The following is a 17,216-nucleotide window of genomic DNA, read 5'->3' on the forward strand; positions in this document are numbered from 1 at the left end:
GGGGAAGCGGGGCCTTCCCAGGAAGGCCAGGGCGCACCAGAAACCGGGCCCCCGCCCCGTGGAGCGCCCGGAGGAAGTCCAGCATGTCCGGGCTCATCCGGCGTTTTCCCTAAGCCATTCCAGGTACTCCCGGTTCCCCTCGGCGATGGGCAGGGCTACGATCTCGGGCACGGTGTAGGGGTGGAGGGCCTTGACCCTTTCCTTGAGCCTGGGGAAGGCGTGGGTGGTGGTCTTGACCAGGAGGAGGAGCTCCCGGTCCTCCACCACCTCCCCCTGCCAGCGGTAAATGGAGGTGAGGCCGGGGAGGAGGTTCACGCAGGCGGCCAAGCGCTCCTCCACCAGGGCCCGGGCGATGGTCCTCCCCACCTCCTCGCTGGGCACCGTGATGAGGACCACCTCTTCCATCTATTCCTCCTCCACCACGAAGGCGCTCGCGATCTCGTCGTCCTCAGGAAGGTGCATCACCTTGACCCCGGCGGTGGCCCGGGAGTACTGGCGGATCGCCGCCACGGGGGTGCGGAGGGCGAGGCCCTTTTTGGAGAGCACCAGGAGGTCCTCCCCGCCCCGGACCTTGAGGAGGGCGGCGAGCCGCCCCACCTTGGGGGAGACCGCGTAGGTGATGACCCCCATGCCCCCGCGCCCCTGAAGGGGGTACTCGGAAAGGGGGGTGCGCTTGCCGTAGCCCCGGGTGCTCACGGAGAGAAGGTCCACCACCTCCCCGGGCTTCACCGTGACCAGGGAGACCACCCGGTCCAGGGGCCTCTTGAAGCGGATGCCCGTCACCCCCTGGCTGTCCCGCCCCGTGGCCCGCACCTCCTCCAGGGGGAAGCGGATGGCCTGGCCCTCCGCCGTGGCCAGGATGGCCTCGTCCTCGAGGTCGGAGAGGGCCACCCCCACCAGGCGGTCCCCCTCCTGCAGCTTCAGGGCGATGAGGCCCGCCTGCCCCAGGTTCTGGTACTCCTTTAGGGCCGTGCGCTTGATGAGGCCCCGCTCGGTGGCGAAGACCAGGTAGCCCTCGCCCTCGAGGCCCCGCACGGCGAGGAGGGCGGCCACCTCCTCCTCCTCGGCGAGGGGGAGGAGGCTTTTCACGTGGGTCCCCCGGGCCTGGCGGCCCATCTCGGGGAGCTCGTAGACCTTGAGGCGGTAGACCCGGCCGCGGTTGGTGAAGAGGAGGAGGTCGTCGTGGGCGCTGGCCACGAAGACGTGGGTGGCCTCGTCCTCCTCCTTGGTCTTCCCTGCCATGAGCCCCTTCCCCCCCCGGCCTTGGGCCCGGTAGGCCTCCAGGGGGAGGCGCTTCAAGAACCCCTGGGCGGTCAGGGTGATCACCATGGGCTCGTCCTCAATGAGGTCCTCGGGGCTGAAGCTCTCCTCAAACTCGGCGATGAGGGTGCGCCGTTCGTCCCCGTAGCGTTCCTTGACCCGGAGGAGGTCCCGCTTCACCTCCTGCCAGAGGCGGGTTTCGTCCGCGAGGATGGCCTTGAGCCGGGCGATCTCCTCCATGAGCTCGCGGTACTCCTCCAGGAGCTTCTGCCGCTCCAGGGCCACCAGGCGCTGGAGGCGCATGTCCAGGATGGCCTGGGCCTGGGCCTCGGAGAGGCCAAAGCGCTCCATGAGGCCCCTCCGCGCTTTTGCCGCGTCCTCCGAGGCCCGGATCAGGGCGATGACCTCGTCAATGTGGTCCAGGGCGATAAGGAGCCCTTCCAGGATGTGGGCCCTTTCCTCCGCCTTCTTGAGGTCAAAGAGGCTCTTGCGCCTTAGGACCTCCTTCCGGTGGTCCAGGTAGTGGCGCATGAGGGCGAGGAGGGAGAGGACCTTGGGCTCCCCGTCCACGATGGCCAAAAGGTTCACCGTGAAAGAGGTCTGGAGGGCGGTGTGCTTGTAGAGCTGGTTCAGGACCACCTGGGGGTTTGCCCCCCGCTTGAGCTCTATGGCGATGCGGAGGCCCTGCCGGTCGGACTCGTCCCGGAGGGCCACGATATCCTCCACCTTCTTGGCCTTGACCAGGGCGGCGATCTGGGCGATGAGGCCCGCCTTGTTAACCTGGTAGGGGATCTCCGTGACCACCAGCACGGGCCTCTGTCCCTTCTCCTCAATGCGCACCTTGGCCCGCACCTTCAGGCTTCCCCGGCCCGTGGCGTAGGCCTCATGGATGCCCCTTTTGGAGAGCTTCCCCCCGGTGGGGAAGTCGGGGCCGGGGAGGTGGCGCATGACCTCCTCGAGGGTGATGGCGGGGTTGTCAATCATGGCCACCAGGGCGTCCACTACCTCGGAGAGGTTGTGGGGCGGGAGGCTCGTGGCCATGCCCACGGCGATGCCGCTCGCCCCGTTCACCAGGAGGTTGGGGATGGCGGCGGGCAGGACCTCGGGCTCTTTCAGGGAGCCATCGTAGTTGGGGCGGAAGTCCACCGTCTCCTTGTCAATGTCCAAGAGCATCTCCGCCCCCATGGGGGAGAGCCTGGCCTCGGTGTAGCGCTGGGCGGCGGGAGGGTCGCCGTCAATGGAGCCGAAGTTCCCCTGGCCGTCCACGAGGGGGTAGCGCAGGTTCCAGGGCTGGGCGAGGCGCGCCAGGGCGTCGTAGATGGCGGCGTCCCCGTGGGGGTGGTACTTGCCCATGACCTCGCCCACGATCTTGGCGCTCTTCACGTGCTTGCGGCCCGGCAAGACCCCCTCCTGGTAGGCCCCGAAGAGGATGCGCCTCTGGACCGGCTTAAGCCCGTCCCGGACATCGGGCAGGGCCCGGTCCACGATGACGGACATGGCGTAGTTGATGAAGCTCTGCTTGAGTTCCTCGGTGATCTCTACGGGCAGTACCTGGGCCATAGCGCTCCTAGAAGGCGATTAGACGCCGCTTCTCATTATAGCACGGGCCCTGGAGGCAGGGTATTTTGCGGATGGTTCTAGAAAATTGGGGTGGCCTCGAGGGCCTCCTGGTAGGCTTCCTCCGGCACCTTCTCCCCCCAGTAGGCCGTTCTTCCCTCCCTGGAGGGCCAGGTGGACGAGGAAGCGGTCGGGAAACGCCCCGTGCCAGTGCTCTTCCCCCGGGGCGAAGACCACCACGTCCCCGGGGAGGAGGAGCCGGGCCCACCCTCCCCGGCTCTGCGCCAGACCCACCCCCTCCGTCACGTACAGGACCTGGCCCTTGGGGTGGGCGTGCCAGGCGGTGCGGGCGCCGGGGGCGAAGCGCACCAGAAGCAGGCTTTCCCCCTCGGGCCTGGCCGCAAGGAGCACCGCTCCCGAGAACCACTCCGGAGATCCCCTCTCCGTGGACCGCAGGCGGCGGACCTCCATGCCTACCCCCCCACCTCAAGGGACTCCGCCAGGTAGACCAGGGCCAGCTTGTAGGAAAGGGGCCCGAAGCCCGAGACCACGCCCCGGCAGGCGGGCGCGGTCACGGAGTGGCGGCGGAACGGCTCCCGGGCGTGGAGGTTGGTGAGGTGCACCTCCACCACGGGGAGGGGCTGGGCCCTAATGGCGTCCAGGAGGGCGTAGGAGTAGTGGGTGAGGGCCCCGGGGTTTAGGACGATGGCCAAAAACCCCTCTTTCTCCGCCTGCTGCACCCACTCAATGAGCTGGCCCTCGTAGTTGGTCTGGCGGAAGACCACCCCAAGGCCCAGCTCTGCTCCCCAGGCCTCGCACAGGGCCTCCAGCTCCTCTAGGGTCGTCCTCCCGTAAAGCTCCGGCTCGCGCCGTCCCAGGAGGTTGAGGTTGGGGCCGTTCAGGATCAGGACCATAGGGGCTCCTTTCCCTACCATTATCCCCCAAGGGCTGGACTTTTTTCAGGGGCTCGGGTTGACAGGGGGAGGGCGGTTTGTATACAAAGTTGGTATACCGAAGGGGGCGTTGTGGTCGCTTCGCAGACGGAGGAGGCCTACCGCGAACTACGGAGCCGCATCCTAGCCTTGAGGCTTCGGCCTGGGGAGTCCTTGAGCGAGCGGCGGCTGGAAGGGCTGCTCGGGGTGTCCCGCACCCCCATCCGCGCCGCGCTAGAGCGCCTGGCTCAGGAAGGGTTGGTGCGCCGCGAGGGGAGGGGCTACCGGGTGGCCCCCTTGGATCTGGACGAGCTGGCGGAGGCCTTCCGGCTCCGGGCGGTCCTCGAGGCCACGGCGGTGCGCTGGGCCGCGGCCCGCCGCCTCCAAGAGGCCCCGGAGGCCCAGGCCCTGCTGAAGCGCGTGGAGGAGGCGGTAGACCTCGAGGCTGAGCTCGCCCTGGCCACGGAGTTCCACCTGGCCTTGGCCCGGCTTGCGGAAAACCGCTTCCTGGTGGAGGCCCTTTCCCGCCTCCTTCCCCAGATCTACCGGGCCCGCTTCGTGGAGGCCCTTTCCCCCGAAGGCCGGGCCCAGGCCTACCGGGAACACCAGCGCATCCTGGAGCTTGTCCTCCAGGGCGAGGGGGAGGAGGCGGCCCGCCTCGTCACCGCCCACCTGGAGCGGGCCTATCTGCGCCTACGGGAGAGCTTGGAGCGGAGCTACCGCGGACTCCTCGCTTTGGGAGCGGAGGTGCGGCCGTGAGGGCGTTGGAGGGCATCCGGGTCTTGGAGCTCGGCCAGTTCATCGCCGCTCCCTTCGCTGGCCAGCTCCTAGCCGACCACGGGGCCGAGGTGATCAAGGTGGAGCCCCCGGAGGGTGACCCCATGCGCCAGTGGGGGGTCCAGCTGAAGGAGGGACAGTCCCTGTGGTGGCCGGTCATTGCCCGCAACAAGAAAAGCGTGGTCCTGGACCTGCGCCACCCCCAGGGGCGGGCCCTTGCCCGGAGGCTCGCCCTGGCCTCGGACGTCCTTTTGGAGAACTTCCGCCCCGGGGTCTTGGAACGGCTCGGCCTGGACCCCAAGGGCCTCCTGGAGGAGAAACCCTCCCTTGTTGTCGTCCGCATCAGCGGCTTTGGCCAGGAGGGGCCATACCGGGACCGGGCGGGTTTCGGCAGTGTGGCCGAGGCCATGGGGGGGCTGCGCCACCTGGTGGGGTTCCCCGACCGTCCCCCTCCCCGGGTGGGTCTTTCCATCGGGGACACCCTGGCGGGCCTGTTTGCCGCCTTCGGTGCCCTGGCGGCCTTGAGGGTGCGGGAGCGGACCGGAAGGGGCCAGGTTGTGGACGTGGCCCTTACGGATGCGGTGATCGCCGCTTTGGAGAGTGTCCTTACGGAGTACAGCGCCACGGGAAAGGTGCGGGAGCGGACGGGGAATACCCTGCCCGGCCTTGCCCCCTCCAACCTCTACCCCACCCGGGACGGCCGCTACCTCCAGATCGGGGCCAATGCCGATGGGCCCTTCCGGCGCCTCTGCCAGGCCATGGGCCGCCCCGAGCTGGCGGAAGACCCCCGCTATGCCACCCACCGGGCCCGGGGGATGCACCAGGCGGAGCTGGACAACCTCATCGCCGCCTGGACCCGGGAGCATACCCTGGAGGAGTTGGACCGCCTCCTAGTCCGCCACGGGGTGCCTGCGGGGCCGGTGAACACCGCCAAGGAGGTGGCGGAAGACCCCCACTTCCGGGCCCGAGGGGCGGTGGTGGAGGTGGAGACCTCCTTGGGCCGGCTCCTCATGCAGGGGGTGGTGCCGAAGCTCTCGGAAACCCCCGGGGGGATCGCGTGGACCGGCCCCTCCCTCGGGGCCCACACCCGGGAGGTCCTGGAAGGGGTTTTGGGCCTAGGGGAGGAGGCCTGGGCCGAGCTGGTGGCAGAAGGGGTGGTGGCATGCGGAAAGAGGGCGTAGGAATTCAATTTCGCGGGGTGACGGTGCGCTTCGGCACCTACACCGCCGTGGCCGGGGTGGACCTCGAGGTGGCCCCAGGAGAGTTTGTGAGCCTGGTGGGGCCTACGGGCTGTGGCAAGAGCACGCTCTTGAACGCGGCCGCAGGCCTCCTTTCCCCTTCGGAAGGGGAGGTCTGCCTGGGGGGAAGGCCCCTTAAGGGCCTTAACCGGGAGGCGGGCTACCTCTTCCAGCAGGACGCTATTTTTCCGTGGAAGACCGCCTTGGACAACGTGGCCTTTCCCCTTCTCCTCCGGGGCGTGCCCCTGCCTGAGGCCCGGGCCAGGGCCCAGGCCTGGCTGGAGAAGGTGGGGCTGCGGGGCTTTGGCCACCGCTACCCCCACCAGCTCTCCGGGGGGCAGAGGAAGCGGGTGGGCCTGGCCCAGGTGCTCATCGCCGACCCCAGGCTCCTCCTCATGGACGAGCCCTTCTCCGCTCTGGACGTGCAGACTCGGCAGCTCATGGAGAACGAACTTCTGGAGCTTTGGCAAGCGGACCGGAAGACGGTGCTCTTCGTAACCCACGACCTCGAGGAGGCCATCGCCCTCTCCGACCGGGTGGTGGTCCTCTCGGCGGGGCCAGCGGCTAGGCCCATCGGCGATTTCCCCATCCCTCTGCCCAGGCCCAGGGATGTGGCGGAGGTACGGCTCACGCCGGAGTTTTTGCGCATCCACCGGGAGATCTGGAATCTCCTCAGGGGGGAGGTGATGCGGGCCCATGCAGGGGCTTAGGGTTAGGCTTTGGCAGGCAGGGCTTTTCCTCGGTTTCCTGGGGCTTTGGGAGGGGGCTTCTCGGGCCCGCTGGATTGACCCCTTTTTCTTCTCGCGCCCCTCGGAGATTGTCCAGCGGGTCTTCCGCTGGTTTGCCGAAGGGGAGATCTACCGCCACCTCTGGATCACCTCCTTGGAGGTGCTCCTCACCTTCCTCATCGGCACCCTCCTAGGGGTGGTCATGGGGCTCTGGCTCGCCCTCTTCCCCGGGGTCTCAGCCGTTTTGGACCCCTACATCAAGGCCCTGAACGCCATCCCCCGGATTGTCCTCGCCCCGATCTTCACCCTCTGGTTCGGCCTCGGCGTCCTCTCCAAGGTAGCCCTGGGGGTGACCCTGGTCTTCTTCGTGGCCTTCTTCAACACCTACCAGGGGGTGAAGGAGGTGAGCCCGGTGGTCCTGGCCAACGCCAGGCTCCTCGGGGCGGGCGGGGGCCAGCTCCTCCGCCACGTTTACCTCCCTTCGGCGGCAAGCTGGATTTTCAGCTCCTTGAGGACCTCCATCGGCTTTGCCGTAATCGGGGCAGTGGTGGGGGAGTACCTGGGCGCGGCGGCCGGGCTCGGCTACCTCATCGCCCAGGCCGAGGGGGTCTTTGACACCACAGGGGTCTTTGCGGGCATGGCGGTACTCATGGCGTTCGTCCTAATCCTGGACGCCCTGGTGGGGGCCGTGGAGCGGCGGCTCCTCGTCTGGCGCCCAGGAGGGGAAGGAGGTAAGGGATGAGGCGTGCGGCGTTCATGTTCCTGGTGTTTTTGGCGGTCTTCGCCCTGGCCCAGGCTGGGCCCCCAAAGCGGGTGGTCCTGGGCGTGGGAGGGAAGACGGCGGTGGTCTACCTGCCCCTCACCGTGGTGGAGCGGCTGGGGTTTTTCAAGGAGGAGGGCTTGGACGTGGTGATCCAGGACCTGCAGGCGGGCTCCCGGGCCCTCCAGGCTCTCATTGGGGGTAGCGTGGAGGTGACCATGGGCTTTTACGACCACACCATCCAGATGCAGGCCCAGGGGCGGGACATTGTGGCCTTCGTGGAGGTGGGCCGCTACCCGGCCATCGTCCTCGCCGTGCGCTCGGACCTGGCGGACGAGGTTAAGGGGATCGCGGACCTCAAGGGGCGCAAGGTGGGCGTCTCGGCCCCCGGGAGTTCCACCCACTTCTTCCTCAACTATCTCCTGGTGAAAAACGGCCTCAAGCCCCAGGACGTCTCCGCCATTGGCATCGGGACTGGAGCCCAGGTGGTGGCCGCGGTGCAGAACAAGCAGGTGGACGCCATCTCCAACGTGGAGCCCGCCATCACCTTCCTGGAGGAGCGGGGCCTCATCAAGGTTCTCGCCGACACCCGCTCGGCGGCGGGGGCCCGGGCCGTGTTGGGCGGGGAGTACCCAGCTGCAGTCCTCTACACCACCCGGGCCTGGCTGGAGAGAAACCCTGATACCGCCCAGAAGCTGGTGAACGCCATGGTGCGGGGCCTTCGTTGGATGCAGGGCAAAAGCCCTGAGGAGATCGCCCAGGTCCTCCCGGAGGAGTACTTCCTGGGGGACAAGGCCCTCTACCTCAAGGTGCTCAGGAACTCCCTGGGCTCCTTTTCCCCCACGGGCCGCTTCAGCGACACCGCCCCCTTGAGGCCCCTCACCGTGCTCTCCGCCTTTGACCCGAACGTGGCCCGGGCCAAGATTGACCTCAAGCGGACCTACACCAACCAGTTCGTGGACCGGGTGCCGAAGTGAGGGTCTGGACCCTGCGGGATGGCCTCCAGGCGCTGCCCCGCGTCCTCCCCACGGAGGCCAAGGTGGCCCTCTACCGGAGGGGAGTGCGGGCCTTCCAGGTGGCCTCCTTCGTCTCCCCCAAGCGCCTCCCCCAGATGGCCGACGCCGAGGCGGTCTGGGACGCCCTCATCCTCAACCTGAGGGGCTACGAGCGGGCCCGGGCGCTGGGGGTGGACCGGCTGGAGATGGTCCTCTCCCTTTCTGCGCCCTACGAGAGGCGAAACGCCGGGAGGGGCCTCGAGGACGCCTGGGGCGAGCTGGGCGAGGTGGGCCTGGCCTACGCCAGGTCCCCGAGAACGCGGTCCTGCGGGCTGCCGAGCGGGCGGTGGGGCTTGGGGTGGGGGGGCTGGGCCTGGCCGACACCTTGGGCCGAGCCCGTCCCGAGGCCGTTCATCGCCTCGTTCTCCGGGTGCGGGAGGCCTTTCCCCACCTTCCCCTTCGCGTTCACCTTCACGAGGGAGGCTGCGGGCTGGAGAACGCCCGGGCGGCCCTGGAAGCCGGGGCCACCGCCTTGGACGCCACCCTGGGGGGGAGCCCCTTCGCCGGGGAGGCGGGGGGGGAACCTGGCCTGGGAGCGTCTTGCGGAGGCGGGCCTTGCGCCCCTGGACCGCCAGGCCCTGGAGGAGGCCCGGGCCTGGCTAGAGCGGGTCCTGGAGCATGGCTAGGGTCCTGGCCTTCCTGCTCCTCAGCCTCTGGGCCCTGGCCCAGACCCATGTGGTGGCCCCCGGGGAGACCCTGTTCTCCATCGCCAGGCGCTACGGCACCTCCCCCGAGGCCCTCGCCCGCCTCAACGGGCTGCAGGATCCGGACCGCCTCCGGGTAGGGCAGGTGCTTTGGGTGCGCCCTCGGGTGGAGGTGGCCTTGCCGCGGGGGCGGGCCCTTTACCTAGCCCCGGTCCAGGGCCGGGCCTTTGGCCTGTGGGTGGAGGGGTATCGGGAGGGCCGGGCCTGGTTTCTAGGGGCCTCCTACCCCCTCTTCCCCGAAGGGACGGGGCTTTTCGGTCTCTTGCCGGTGGGGGCCTTGGTGGAGCCAGGGGTATACCCCTTGCGGCTCCTTTTGGACGGGGAGGGGGTGGAGGTGCCCGTACGGGTGGCCCCGGGGGAGTACGGTAGGGAGGTCCTGGCCCTTTCCCCAGCCCTCGAGGCCCTCCTCAAGGACCCGGGGCTCAAGGCAGAGCGGGAGAAGGTGGTGGGGGCTTGCCCCAAGGCGGGCCCCTTACGCCTTACCGCCCCGTTCCAGAAGCCCCTCTCGGGGCGCACCACGAGCCCCTTCGGCGTGCGTCGGCAGTACGGCACCCTCTTCACCTCCTACCACGAGGGCCTGGACTTCGCTGCCCCGGAGGGCACCCCGGTGCGGGCGGTGGCCGGGGGGAGGGTGGTTCTCTCCGAGCGGCTCAAGGTCCGGGGCGAGGCGGTGGTGGTGGCCCACGGGGCGGGGCTTTGCACCGGGTACTGGCACCTGGCCGCGAGAAGGGTCAGGGTGGGGGAGGAGGTGGCGGCCGGGCAGGTGCTGGGGCTTCTCGGGAGCACAGGCCTTTCCACCGGGCCGCACCTCCACCTGGAGGTGCGCCTCTTTGGGGTGCCCGTGGACCCCGCCCCCTTCTTCGCCGGCCTACCCTTCCCCTAGCCGGAGGAGGGAGAGGACCTCCACGTGGTGGGTGAAGGGGAAGAAGTCGTAGGGCCGGGCGAAGGCCAGGCGGTACCCTCCCTGGACCAGAACCCCCACGTCCCGGGCCCAGGTGGCGGGGTCGCAGGCGATGTAGAGGACCTCCTCGGGCCGGGTCTTTAGGAGGTAGGCCCGCACTTCCGGGGAGAGCCCGCCTCGAGGGGGGTCCACCACCACCAGGTCAAACCGCCCCAGGCCTTGGGCCTCCCGGGCGTCGGCACGGAGGAAGCGGACGTTCTCGGCGCCGAGCCGCTTCCGGTCGGCTTCCCCCCGGCGCACCGCCTCCTTGCTGATCTCCACCGCCACCACCTCAAGGTAGCGGGGGGCGAGGAGGAGGGAAAGGAGCCCCGAGCCGGCGTAGAGCTCTAAGGCCCTCTTCCCTCCCGAGACAAGGCCTTGGGCCTCCTCCAGGAGGAAACCCGCCGCCAGGGGATTCACCTGGCTGAAGCTCTCCACGCTCACCGTGGCCACGAGGGGACCGAAGGCCTCGAGGAGGGTGGTTTCCCCCTGGAGGGGGCGCACCCTTCCCCGGAAGCGCCCCCGGGGAGAGGGCTCGGCCCAGACCACTCCGGCGAAGCCCTCCCGCACCAAGGCCTTAGCGGGCCGCTTCAGGGCCTCCGGAACCCCTCCGATGAGGCCGAGGAGCACCCGGCCCTGGAGGAGGCTTCCCCTGAGGGCCACCTCCTCCACGGGGAGGGGCCAGGTCTGGAGTAGGGCCAGGGCCCAGGCCAAGGGCTCGGCCACCAGGGGGTCCTCGCCCAGGGGGAAGAGGACTTGGCTTTCGGGAAGACGGTAGGCGAGCCCCCCCAAGGGGTGGCGGGCGTACTGGGCCGCGGTGCGGTAGCCCGTGGCCCTGGGGGAGGGGCGGATGGGGCTTAGGGCAAAGTCCAGCCGGGCGATCCGGGCCAAGGCCTCCTGCACCAGGCCCGCCTTCAGGGGGAGCTGGGCCTCGTAGACCAGGGGCAGGTCGGCGGTGGGGGGGAGGGGGTGGGGGTAGCGGTCGGGGCGGGGGGAGAGGACCTCCACCTCTTCCAGGAAGAGGGCTCCCCTCCGGCGCACGGGCCTGCCCCGCACCACCTCCCCAGGAAGCCCGCCCCTCACCAGGACCGCCCCCTCCTCCGTGCGGGCCAGGCCGTACCCGCCTGGGACCAGCTTCTCCACGGTGAGCGCCCTCACCCCTTCACCATACCGCTAAGATGAAGGGGTGATCCGGGTGCTCTTAGCGGACGACCACGCCCTCTTCCGCCAGGGGCTCAAGAGCCTGTTGGAGGCGGAGGGGGATTTCCGGGTGGTGGGGGAGGCCAAGGACGGCTGGGAGGCCCTGAGGCACGCCCTCGAGGCCAAACCCGACGTGATCCTCATGGACATCCAGATGCCGGGCCTGGACGGGGTCCAGGCCACCCAGGCCATCCTCGAGGAGTGGCCCCAGGCCAAGGTCATCATCCTCACCATGTACCGCCAGGACGCCTATGTCTTTGAGGCGGTAAAGGCCGGGGCGAGGGGCTACCTCCTGAAGGACGTGGACGCCAAGGCGCTTATAGAGGCCATCCGAAGGGTGCATGCGGGGGAGGTCCTCCTGGATGCGGAGCTTGCCGGGCGCATCATCCAGGACTTCCGGGCCAAGAAGGAGGCGAGCGCCCCTTTAAACGCCGAGCTCACCGAGCGGGAGGTCCAGATCCTGAAGCTTCTGGCCCAGGGCTACACCAACCTGGAGATCGCCTCCGAGCTCGGACTCTCCGAAAAGACCGTGCGCAACCGCCTATCGGAAATCTTCCAGAAGCTTCACCTCAATAACCGCACTCAGGCCGCGCTCTACGCTATCCGCGAGGGGTTAGCCCAGCCCGATCCGGAAGACTAGTGGACCCGGTCCGCCTGCTCCTGGAGCTTGCCCCCCTGGAGGGAGAGGAGGCCCGGGGGGCCTTTGTGGCCCGGCACCTCCCTGGGGCCCGGAGGGATGGGGTGGGGAACGTGTGGGCGGGGGAGGGGAGGGTCCTCCTCCTGGCCCACCTGGACACCGTCCTTCCCCCCGTCCCCCCCAAGCGGGTGGGGGCGCGGCTCTACGGTCCGGGGGTGGGGGACAACACCAGCGGGGTGGCCGTCCTCCTCTCCCTGCCCGAGATCCCCGGGGTGGTGCGGGGCTTCACCGTGGGCGAGGAGGGCCTGGGTAACCTCAAGGGGGCGAGGGCCCTGGTGGCGGCCCTTGGCCCAGAGGTGGTGGTGGCTGTGGACGGGTACCTGCCCGGGGTCGTGGACCGGGCTCTGGGTTCGGTGCGCTTCCGCGCCCGCTTTCAGGGCCCGGGGGGGCACGCCTGGGGGGATCGGGGCAGCCCAAACCCCGTCTTCGCCCTGGCGGAGGGGCTTTCGGCCCTCCACGCCCTCTTTGGCCAGGAGCCGGAGGCCAGCGTCAACGCCAGCGCCCTCCGGGGGGGCGAGGCGGTGAACGCTATCCCCAAGGAGGCCTCCGCCCTCCTGGAGGTCCGGGCCTCGGAGCCAAAGCGCCTGGCCCTCCTCTTCGCCCAGGCCCAGGCCCGCCTCCAGGAGGCGGCCAGGCGGCACCGGGTGGAGCTCCACCTCGAGGTCCTGGGGGAGAGGCCTGCGGGCACCACGGCCACGGAGGCCCTGAGGCGGGCGGCGGCGGAGGCCCTCCGGGCCATCGGGGAGAAGCCCCAGTTCCAGGCGGGCTCCACGGACGCGGGGGCGGCGGTGGAGCGGGGCATCCCCGCCCTGGCCCTGGGGGTCTACCGGGGGGGCGGGGCCCACACCGAGGGGGAGTGGGTGCTTCCCCAAAGCCTCCTGGAGGGGCGGAAGGTCCTCCTCGCCTTTCTTGAGGCCCTGGGCGTAGGATAGGGCGTATGCGCGTGGGGGTGATCCAGGGGTTTCTTTCCCGGAGGTACCTAGGCTTCTGGGAGGCCTACCTGAGGGCCTTGGGGGTGGAGGTGGTCCGGGCGGAGGTAACCCCTGATCTCCGCCAGCCCTACTGCCTTCCCGTCCAGGGGCTCCTCGCCCAGGTGGCGGCCCTGAAGGGGAGGGGGGTGGACTACCTTCTCCTCCCCGATCTCCAGGGTGGGGTGGAGTCGGAGCGAGGCGGGGGGCAGTGCCCCTGGCTTTTGGACCTCGAGGCCACCCTCCGCCGCTACCTTCCTGGCCTCCCTCCGGTCCTCAAGGTGCCGGCGGAGCTTTCCGAAAGGGTCCTGGGGCGCGCAGGGGAGGTGGGGCAGATCCTCACCCAGAACCCCATGCGGGTGGGCCGGGCCCTGGACCAGACCAAAAGCCTTCTCAAGCCCCCCCCGCCCCCCAAGACCCCCCAGGGGAGCGTGGGGGTGGTGGCCCAGCCCTACCTCCTGGAGGACGAGGGGTTCCGCCGTGAGGTGCAGGAAGCCCTGGCCTCCGAGGGCCTCCTCCCCTACTTTCCCGACCTCCCTCCGGAGCGCTTGCGGGAGGAGGGGGAGAGGCTCTTTTCCCTGGACCTGCCCACGGACCGGGAGCTTCTCGGCATGGTCCACTACCTCCACCGCTTGGGCCGGGTGAGGGGCCTTCTCCTGGTGGTCTCTTACGCTTGCCCCCCTATCCCCGGGCTCCTGAGGCGGGCGGCGCGAAGGCTTTCCAAACCCTACCGCCTCCTCACCCTGGGGGAGGATTGGACCGCGGCCCTGAAGGCCCTGAAGGAGGAGATGGGGGCCTAGGTGCCCTTGCGTCAAGCCCCTTGATGGGTGCTGCGAACCGTCCCCATCAGGCCGGCCGTGAGGCGGGGTAGGGGCTTGGTGCCCTTGGATGCTCTGCCTTCGTCCTAGCCTGTCTCTACCCAGTCCCGGTGCAGCGCAACCCCTCGAGGCCCGACCGGCCCAACCTCGGCTTTGGCTCGGGCCAGCACACGGCAAGCCCGGTGATGTTGCTCCTTTACGGTCAAGGCCTCCGAGGTCTGAGCCTGGGGCTTTTGGACAACACTCAGGTCTTCGGCCTCATGGGAGAGGCCCTGGGCCTGCGCTACCAGAACCCCACCATGTCCGAGGAGGAGGCCTTGGAGCTCCTTAAGGCCAGGCCCCAAGGGGTGCTCCACCCCAGCGAGGTCTGGGCCTAGGCCCCGGGATAGGGGGGAAGGCACACCTTGGCGCGAAATCCAGCTCCTGCTTCCAGGTGCACGCTTCCCCCCTGAGCTCGGGCTAGGGTTTGCACCAATCGCAGGCCTAGACCCGTACCGGGATTGGGATGGCTGGGTGCATTCTCCACGGTAAGTTGGTTCCCGTGCACCCTGACCGTGACCTTGCCCCCACGGGCGGTGTGCTGAAGGGCGTTTTCCAGGAGGGTCACCACTATTGCCTGGAGCGCGGCGGGATGGGCCAGGACCCGGCAAGGCTCTTCTGGAAGGTCCAGCTCCAGGGTAAGCCCTCGCTTCTGGAAAGCGGGCCGCAGAATCTCTGCTTCGGTAAAGGCCACGGTATCCAGCTCCACCCCTTTCCGTTCCAAGGCATCGGCTTCGGCGCGGGCCAGGAGGAGGACGCGGTCCACCAGCTCCCTAAGCCGCTCGGCCTGGGAACGGGCCTCCTCGAGGTGGCCTCGCTCCAGGTGGCCCAGCATCGAGGTAAGAGGGGTCCTTAGGGCGTGGGCTGCCTCTTGAGCGAATCGCCGCTCTACTTCCAGGGCCTCGTCCAGGGCGTCTAGCACTCGGTTGAAGGCAGCTACCATCTGGGCTACCTCATCCTGGGAGGCCGGGTGAGGAAGCCGCCGCTTCCAGGCGCGTTCCGCCGCCAGGAGGTGGGCGGTTTGGGTGGCCTTGGTTAGGGGGGTTAGGGCCCGTCCTGCCAGAACTATGGCCGAAGCCAGTGCCGTACCTACTCCAAGAAGGAAGGCCCAGGGCAGGAGACGGTCCACCAGAGCCATGACCTGGGCTACTTCCTTGAGGTCCCGCGCGGCCAAGAGGCGCAGTCCCGGGGTCTCGAGGGGGACCTCCCGCACCAGGTAACCCTTTTCTTCTCCACGGGCCAAGGCCTCCACCTCTGGTAGCGGGGGAAGGAGCCCCACCGCATCTAGAAGGCCGCTTGGCCCCACCAGGAGGAGCAGGGTTCCCGGGAGGAGAGGGGAGAGAAGGTCGCGGTCCAGGGAGAAACGAGGCAAGCCCTCCTCGTCCTGGACCACCCGAGGGGTGGCCACTTGGAGGAGGGCTTCCAGCTCTTGTTGAAGTTGCCGGATCAGGTGGGCTTTGAGCGCCTCCTTCAGCGCCAGGCTCCCCAGGCTTATCCCCAGGGCCACGGCCAAGGCGGCTGAGAGGGCGAAGCGAGTCCTGAGGTTCATCCCAGTAGGCGGTATCCTAGGCCCCGGATGGTTTCAATAGCCTCCGGGGCTAACTTTCGCCGCAGGTACTTGATGTAGGTGTCCACAGTGCGAGGATCTATGCTTTCCTCTCCGCTCCACACCTTCTCCACAAGCCACTCCCGGGAAGCAAGCCCTTCCCCCCTTAGGGCAAGAGCTTCCAGAAGAGCGTACTCTCGGGCGGAGAGCCGAACCTCCCTCCCCTGCCAGAAAACCCTCCGGCCCTCGAGGTCTAGCTCCAAGCGACCCACTTTGAGCCAGTTGTTGGCGTAGCCCCGGCTTCGCCGTAGGAGGGCCCTGGCCCGGGCCACCACCTCCCTTGGGTAAAAGGGCTTGACCACGTAGTCGTCCGCCCCCTCTTCCAGCCCTGCGATCCGGGCTTCCGGGGCATCCCGGGCGGTGAGGATGAGGACGGGTATAGGAGAACCCCTTCGCCTCAAGGCCGAAAGCACTTCCTGCCCATCCCCATCGGGAAGCCCTAGGTCCAGCACCACCAGGTCATAGGGAAATACTTCCACGAGGCCCAGGGCCTCGTTCACTCCCCAGGCTTCGTCCACCACCCAGCCAGCCTCTTTCAGGGCTTCCCGCAGCAGGTCCCGAACGGCGGGTTCGTCCTCCACCAGCAGGAGCCTCATCGCCGGAGAACCTCCTTGCCCGTGCCTGCCTCCAGCCAAACTTCGCCGAAGGGGCCTTTAGCTTCCCAAATCAGGAGCCCTTTTTCTAGCTCAAGCTCTAGCTTCCAAGGCTCCCCGTAGCGGGAGCGGACCAAGGCCAGGGCCTGGGGAAGGGGGATATGGGCCTGGCCTAGGTGCTTGGGCGGTTTCTTGGGGCGGTAAAGGACCACTCTTCGGCTTTGGGCTTCCAGCCATACTTCGCTTCCTGGAAACTGGAACTCATAGACCACCCACCCCTCCTTGGGTTTAAGCCCGTATTCAAACTTATACACCTCTTCCCACTTCCCCTTCCCCAGGTAGGCCTGAACCAAGCGGAAGGCCTCCTCAGGGCTTAGGGGTCGTAAGGCTTGGGCCTCAAGAAGAAGACCGATGAGGGCAAGGAGGAGAGCCACAAAGGGCAGTTTAAGGGGCATCCCGGTAGAGGTCCATGAGAGCCTCGGCCCGGGCTGCCAGCGTCCGCGCCCTTTCTTGGTCCCCCTGGCCCCAGGCCTCCCAGGCTTCTAGCACCAAGGCCAAGACCCGCTGGGCCCTTTCAGGAGGTAAGCCTCCCGCCCTTTCCCTCAGGGCGGCAAGCCTAGCCGCAAGGCCAGGGCTCCTTTGCGGATATCGCTTCCAGAGGAAGAGGGCTAAGGCTCCACCGAGCCCCAAAAGGAGGAGAAGGGAAAACTCTTCCAGGAACTCTTCTGCGCCTTTGGGTCCCCAGAGGGGTGGGAAGGGCATGCACCCCCCGAGGACGAAGGCAAGAGGTCCTACCACTAACCCCTGCTTAAGTTGCTTCATCCCGTCCTCCCATAAGGAAGGAGAGGGGGCTTTGCCCCCTCTCCTCCTAGAAGCCCCTTTCTGCCTTGATGAGGTGTTGGGCCGCCTCAGCCAGCTCGTAGGCCGCTTGGGCCTGGGCCCCGGTGGGATTGGCCAAGAGGCGTCGGGCTTCTTGGAGTAGGCGGTTTATGGTTGGCGAGACCACCTGGTAGTACTTTGCCTCAAACTCCGCCTTGGTCAGGGCCTTTTGGGCCCGGAAGGGCGCTTTGTACGCCTTCTTGTATTCGTAGGACTCCTCGTGTTCGTAGGACTCCTCGTGTTCGTAGGACTCCTCGTCTTCGTAGGACTCCTTGTAGGGGTAGGGGTATCCCCCAAGATCCAAGAAGTGCTGGGCCTTATACACCTTGGCGGCGGCCTCGGCCCGCTCCTTGGCGCGGAAGTAAGCGCCCGCCCTGAACTCCTGCTCTGCCTGCGCTAGGAGGGTATCGGCTTCCCGTTTTAGCGCTCCCGCCCTCACCAGGCCGGCCAGGTAGCGGGCCTTGG

Annotated in this window: 19 protein-coding genes and 2 pseudogenes; 11 read left to right on the forward strand and 10 right to left on the reverse strand. The window is 68.3% G+C overall.

Annotated elements, in window-relative coordinates; genetic code table 11:
• Nucleotides 1–93 precede the first annotated feature (93 nt).
• The 4 genes from cutA to aroQ are packed head-to-tail and all read right to left on the reverse strand — an operon-like array spanning nucleotide 94 to nucleotide 3,731.
• Nucleotides 94–405, reverse strand: coding sequence for a divalent-cation tolerance protein CutA (gene cutA, locus H531_RS0107075; protein WP_022798658.1), 312 nt, complete (start codon nucleotides 403–405; stop codon nucleotides 94–96).
• A complete protein-coding gene (gyrA, locus tag H531_RS0107080; protein ID WP_022798659.1) occupies nucleotides 406–2,820 on the reverse strand; it encodes a DNA gyrase subunit A in 2,415 nt (804 codons plus the stop codon).
• A gap of 18 nt (nucleotides 2,821–2,838) precedes the next feature.
• Nucleotides 2,839–3,288: a cupin domain-containing protein gene (locus H531_RS13470; protein WP_022798660.1), complete on the reverse strand. Its 450-nt coding sequence runs from the start codon at nucleotides 3,286–3,288 to the stop codon at nucleotides 2,839–2,841.
• A gap of 2 nt (nucleotides 3,289–3,290) precedes the next feature.
• A complete protein-coding gene (aroQ, locus tag H531_RS0107090) occupies nucleotides 3,291–3,731 on the reverse strand; it encodes a type II 3-dehydroquinate dehydratase (RefSeq protein WP_022798661.1) in 441 nt (146 codons plus the stop codon).
• Nucleotides 3,732–3,842: 111 nt separating this feature from the next.
• Here aroQ and H531_RS0107095 point away from each other — a divergent pair, with 111 nt between their 5' ends.
• From H531_RS0107095 to H531_RS0107125, 7 genes are all read left to right on the forward strand, one after another.
• Nucleotides 3,843–4,508 (forward strand): GntR family transcriptional regulator, encoded by a 666-nt coding sequence (locus H531_RS0107095; protein WP_022798662.1) that lies wholly within the window; start codon nucleotides 3,843–3,845, stop codon nucleotides 4,506–4,508.
• Entirely contained in the window at nucleotides 4,505–5,707 is a 1,203-nt protein-coding gene (locus tag H531_RS0107100; RefSeq protein ID WP_022798663.1) for a CaiB/BaiF CoA transferase family protein, read from the forward strand. The genes H531_RS0107095 and H531_RS0107100 overlap by 4 nt, the downstream gene beginning before the upstream one ends.
• Entirely contained in the window at nucleotides 5,689–6,474 is a 786-nt protein-coding gene (locus H531_RS0107105) for an ABC transporter ATP-binding protein (RefSeq protein ID WP_022798664.1), read from the forward strand. Before H531_RS0107100 ends, H531_RS0107105 begins: the two co-directional genes overlap by 19 nt.
• On the forward strand, nucleotides 6,461–7,234 hold the full coding sequence (locus tag H531_RS0107110) for an ABC transporter permease (protein WP_022798665.1): 774 nt from the start codon (nucleotides 6,461–6,463) through the stop codon (nucleotides 7,232–7,234). Before H531_RS0107105 ends, H531_RS0107110 begins: the two co-directional genes overlap by 14 nt.
• The gene (locus tag H531_RS0107115; RefSeq protein ID WP_022798666.1) at nucleotides 7,231–8,229 is read left to right on the forward strand and encodes an ABC transporter substrate-binding protein; all 999 of its coding nucleotides are present in this window, start codon (nucleotides 7,231–7,233) and stop codon (nucleotides 8,227–8,229) included. The genes H531_RS0107110 and H531_RS0107115 overlap by 4 nt, the downstream gene beginning before the upstream one ends.
• Before the next feature lie 376 nt (nucleotides 8,230–8,605).
• On the forward strand, nucleotides 8,606–9,091 hold the full coding sequence (locus H531_RS15235; RefSeq protein ID WP_369306599.1) for a hydroxymethylglutaryl-CoA lyase-like TIM-barrel protein: 486 nt from the start codon (nucleotides 8,606–8,608) through the stop codon (nucleotides 9,089–9,091).
• On the forward strand, nucleotides 8,986–9,894 hold the full coding sequence (locus H531_RS0107125) for a LysM peptidoglycan-binding domain-containing M23 family metallopeptidase (RefSeq protein ID WP_369306601.1): 909 nt from the start codon (nucleotides 8,986–8,988) through the stop codon (nucleotides 9,892–9,894). The genes H531_RS15235 and H531_RS0107125 overlap by 106 nt, the downstream gene beginning before the upstream one ends.
• On the opposite strand, the gene H531_RS0107130 is transcribed toward H531_RS0107125, so the two are convergent.
• Nucleotides 9,880–11,109, reverse strand: a complete 1,230-nt coding sequence (locus H531_RS0107130) for a class I SAM-dependent RNA methyltransferase (protein WP_022798669.1) — start codon at nucleotides 11,107–11,109, stop codon at nucleotides 9,880–9,882. The genes H531_RS0107125 and H531_RS0107130 overlap by 15 nt on opposite strands.
• 28 nt (nucleotides 11,110–11,137) lie before the next feature.
• Between H531_RS0107130 and H531_RS0107135 the strand changes: the two genes are divergently transcribed.
• From H531_RS0107135 to H531_RS0107150, 4 genes and pseudogenes are all read left to right on the forward strand, one after another.
• A complete protein-coding gene (locus tag H531_RS0107135; RefSeq protein WP_022798670.1) occupies nucleotides 11,138–11,791 on the forward strand; it encodes a response regulator in 654 nt (217 codons plus the stop codon).
• Entirely contained in the window at nucleotides 11,791–12,780 is a 990-nt protein-coding gene (locus tag H531_RS0107140) for a M20/M25/M40 family metallo-hydrolase (protein WP_022798671.1), read from the forward strand. The genes H531_RS0107135 and H531_RS0107140 overlap by 1 nt, the downstream gene beginning before the upstream one ends.
• Before the next feature lie 5 nt (nucleotides 12,781–12,785).
• Nucleotides 12,786–13,616: an acyl-CoA dehydratase activase-related protein gene (locus H531_RS0107145; RefSeq protein ID WP_022798672.1), complete on the forward strand. Its 831-nt coding sequence runs from the start codon at nucleotides 12,786–12,788 to the stop codon at nucleotides 13,614–13,616.
• A 128-nt stretch (nucleotides 13,617–13,744) separates the two neighbouring features.
• Nucleotides 13,745–14,011: pseudogene (locus H531_RS0107150) on the forward strand (alkaline phosphatase); the annotation flags it as partial.
• Here the strand turns inward: H531_RS0107150 and H531_RS0107155 are convergent.
• The 5 genes and pseudogenes from H531_RS0107155 to H531_RS14470 all read right to left on the reverse strand — a co-directional run.
• Nucleotides 14,008–15,222 (reverse strand): sensor histidine kinase, encoded by a 1,215-nt coding sequence (locus H531_RS0107155; RefSeq protein WP_022798674.1) that lies wholly within the window; start codon nucleotides 15,220–15,222, stop codon nucleotides 14,008–14,010. The pseudogene H531_RS0107150 and the gene H531_RS0107155 overlap by 4 nt on opposite strands.
• Nucleotides 15,219–15,875 (reverse strand): response regulator transcription factor, encoded by a 657-nt coding sequence (locus H531_RS0107160; RefSeq protein ID WP_022798675.1) that lies wholly within the window; start codon nucleotides 15,873–15,875, stop codon nucleotides 15,219–15,221. Before H531_RS0107160 ends, H531_RS0107155 begins: the two co-directional genes overlap by 4 nt.
• Nucleotides 15,872–16,306 carry a hypothetical protein gene (locus H531_RS0107165; protein ID WP_022798676.1) on the reverse strand — a complete coding sequence of 145 codons (435 nt, stop codon included), beginning with the start codon at nucleotides 16,304–16,306 and terminating at the stop codon, nucleotides 15,872–15,874. Before H531_RS0107165 ends, H531_RS0107160 begins: the two co-directional genes overlap by 4 nt.
• A 10-nt stretch (nucleotides 16,307–16,316) precedes the next feature.
• Nucleotides 16,317–16,670 carry a hypothetical protein gene (locus H531_RS13645; RefSeq protein WP_156860467.1) on the reverse strand — a complete coding sequence of 118 codons (354 nt, stop codon included), beginning with the start codon at nucleotides 16,668–16,670 and terminating at the stop codon, nucleotides 16,317–16,319.
• A 70-nt stretch (nucleotides 16,671–16,740) separates the two neighbouring features.
• Nucleotides 16,741–17,216, reverse strand: a pseudogene (locus H531_RS14470) (hypothetical protein); the annotation flags it as partial.

The organism is Thermus islandicus DSM 21543, from assembly GCF_000421625.1.
Taxonomy (GTDB): Bacteria; Deinococcota; Deinococci; order Deinococcales; family Thermaceae; genus Thermus; species Thermus islandicus.

What these genes read in the sequence shown, in the direction of transcription:
- cutA (WP_022798658.1), bottom strand. Translation starts at nt 405, where the DNA reads ATGGAAGAGGTGGTCCTCATCACGGTGCCCAGCGAGGAGGTGGGGAGG.
- H531_RS0107145 (WP_022798672.1), top strand. Translation starts at nt 12,786, where the DNA reads ATGCGCGTGGGGGTGATCCAGGGGTTTCTTTCCCGGAGGTACCTAGGC.
- H531_RS0107110 (WP_022798665.1), top strand. Translation starts at nt 6,461, where the DNA reads ATGCAGGGGCTTAGGGTTAGGCTTTGGCAGGCAGGGCTTTTCCTCGGT.
- H531_RS0107155 (WP_022798674.1), bottom strand. Translation starts at nt 15,222, where the DNA reads ATGAACCTCAGGACTCGCTTCGCCCTCTCAGCCGCCTTGGCCGTGGCC.
- H531_RS0107105 (WP_022798664.1), top strand. Translation starts at nt 5,689, where the DNA reads ATGCGGAAAGAGGGCGTAGGAATTCAATTTCGCGGGGTGACGGTGCGC.
- H531_RS0107160 (WP_022798675.1), bottom strand. Translation starts at nt 15,875, where the DNA reads ATGAGGCTCCTGCTGGTGGAGGACGAACCCGCCGTTCGGGACCTGCTG.
- H531_RS0107115 (WP_022798666.1), top strand. Translation starts at nt 7,231, where the DNA reads ATGAGGCGTGCGGCGTTCATGTTCCTGGTGTTTTTGGCGGTCTTCGCC.
- gyrA (WP_022798659.1), bottom strand. Translation starts at nt 2,820, where the DNA reads ATGGCCCAGGTACTGCCCGTAGAGATCACCGAGGAACTCAAGCAGAGC.
- H531_RS13470 (WP_022798660.1), bottom strand. Translation starts at nt 3,288, where the DNA reads ATGGAGGTCCGCCGCCTGCGGTCCACGGAGAGGGGATCTCCGGAGTGG.
- aroQ (WP_022798661.1), bottom strand. Translation starts at nt 3,731, where the DNA reads ATGGTCCTGATCCTGAACGGCCCCAACCTCAACCTCCTGGGACGGCGC.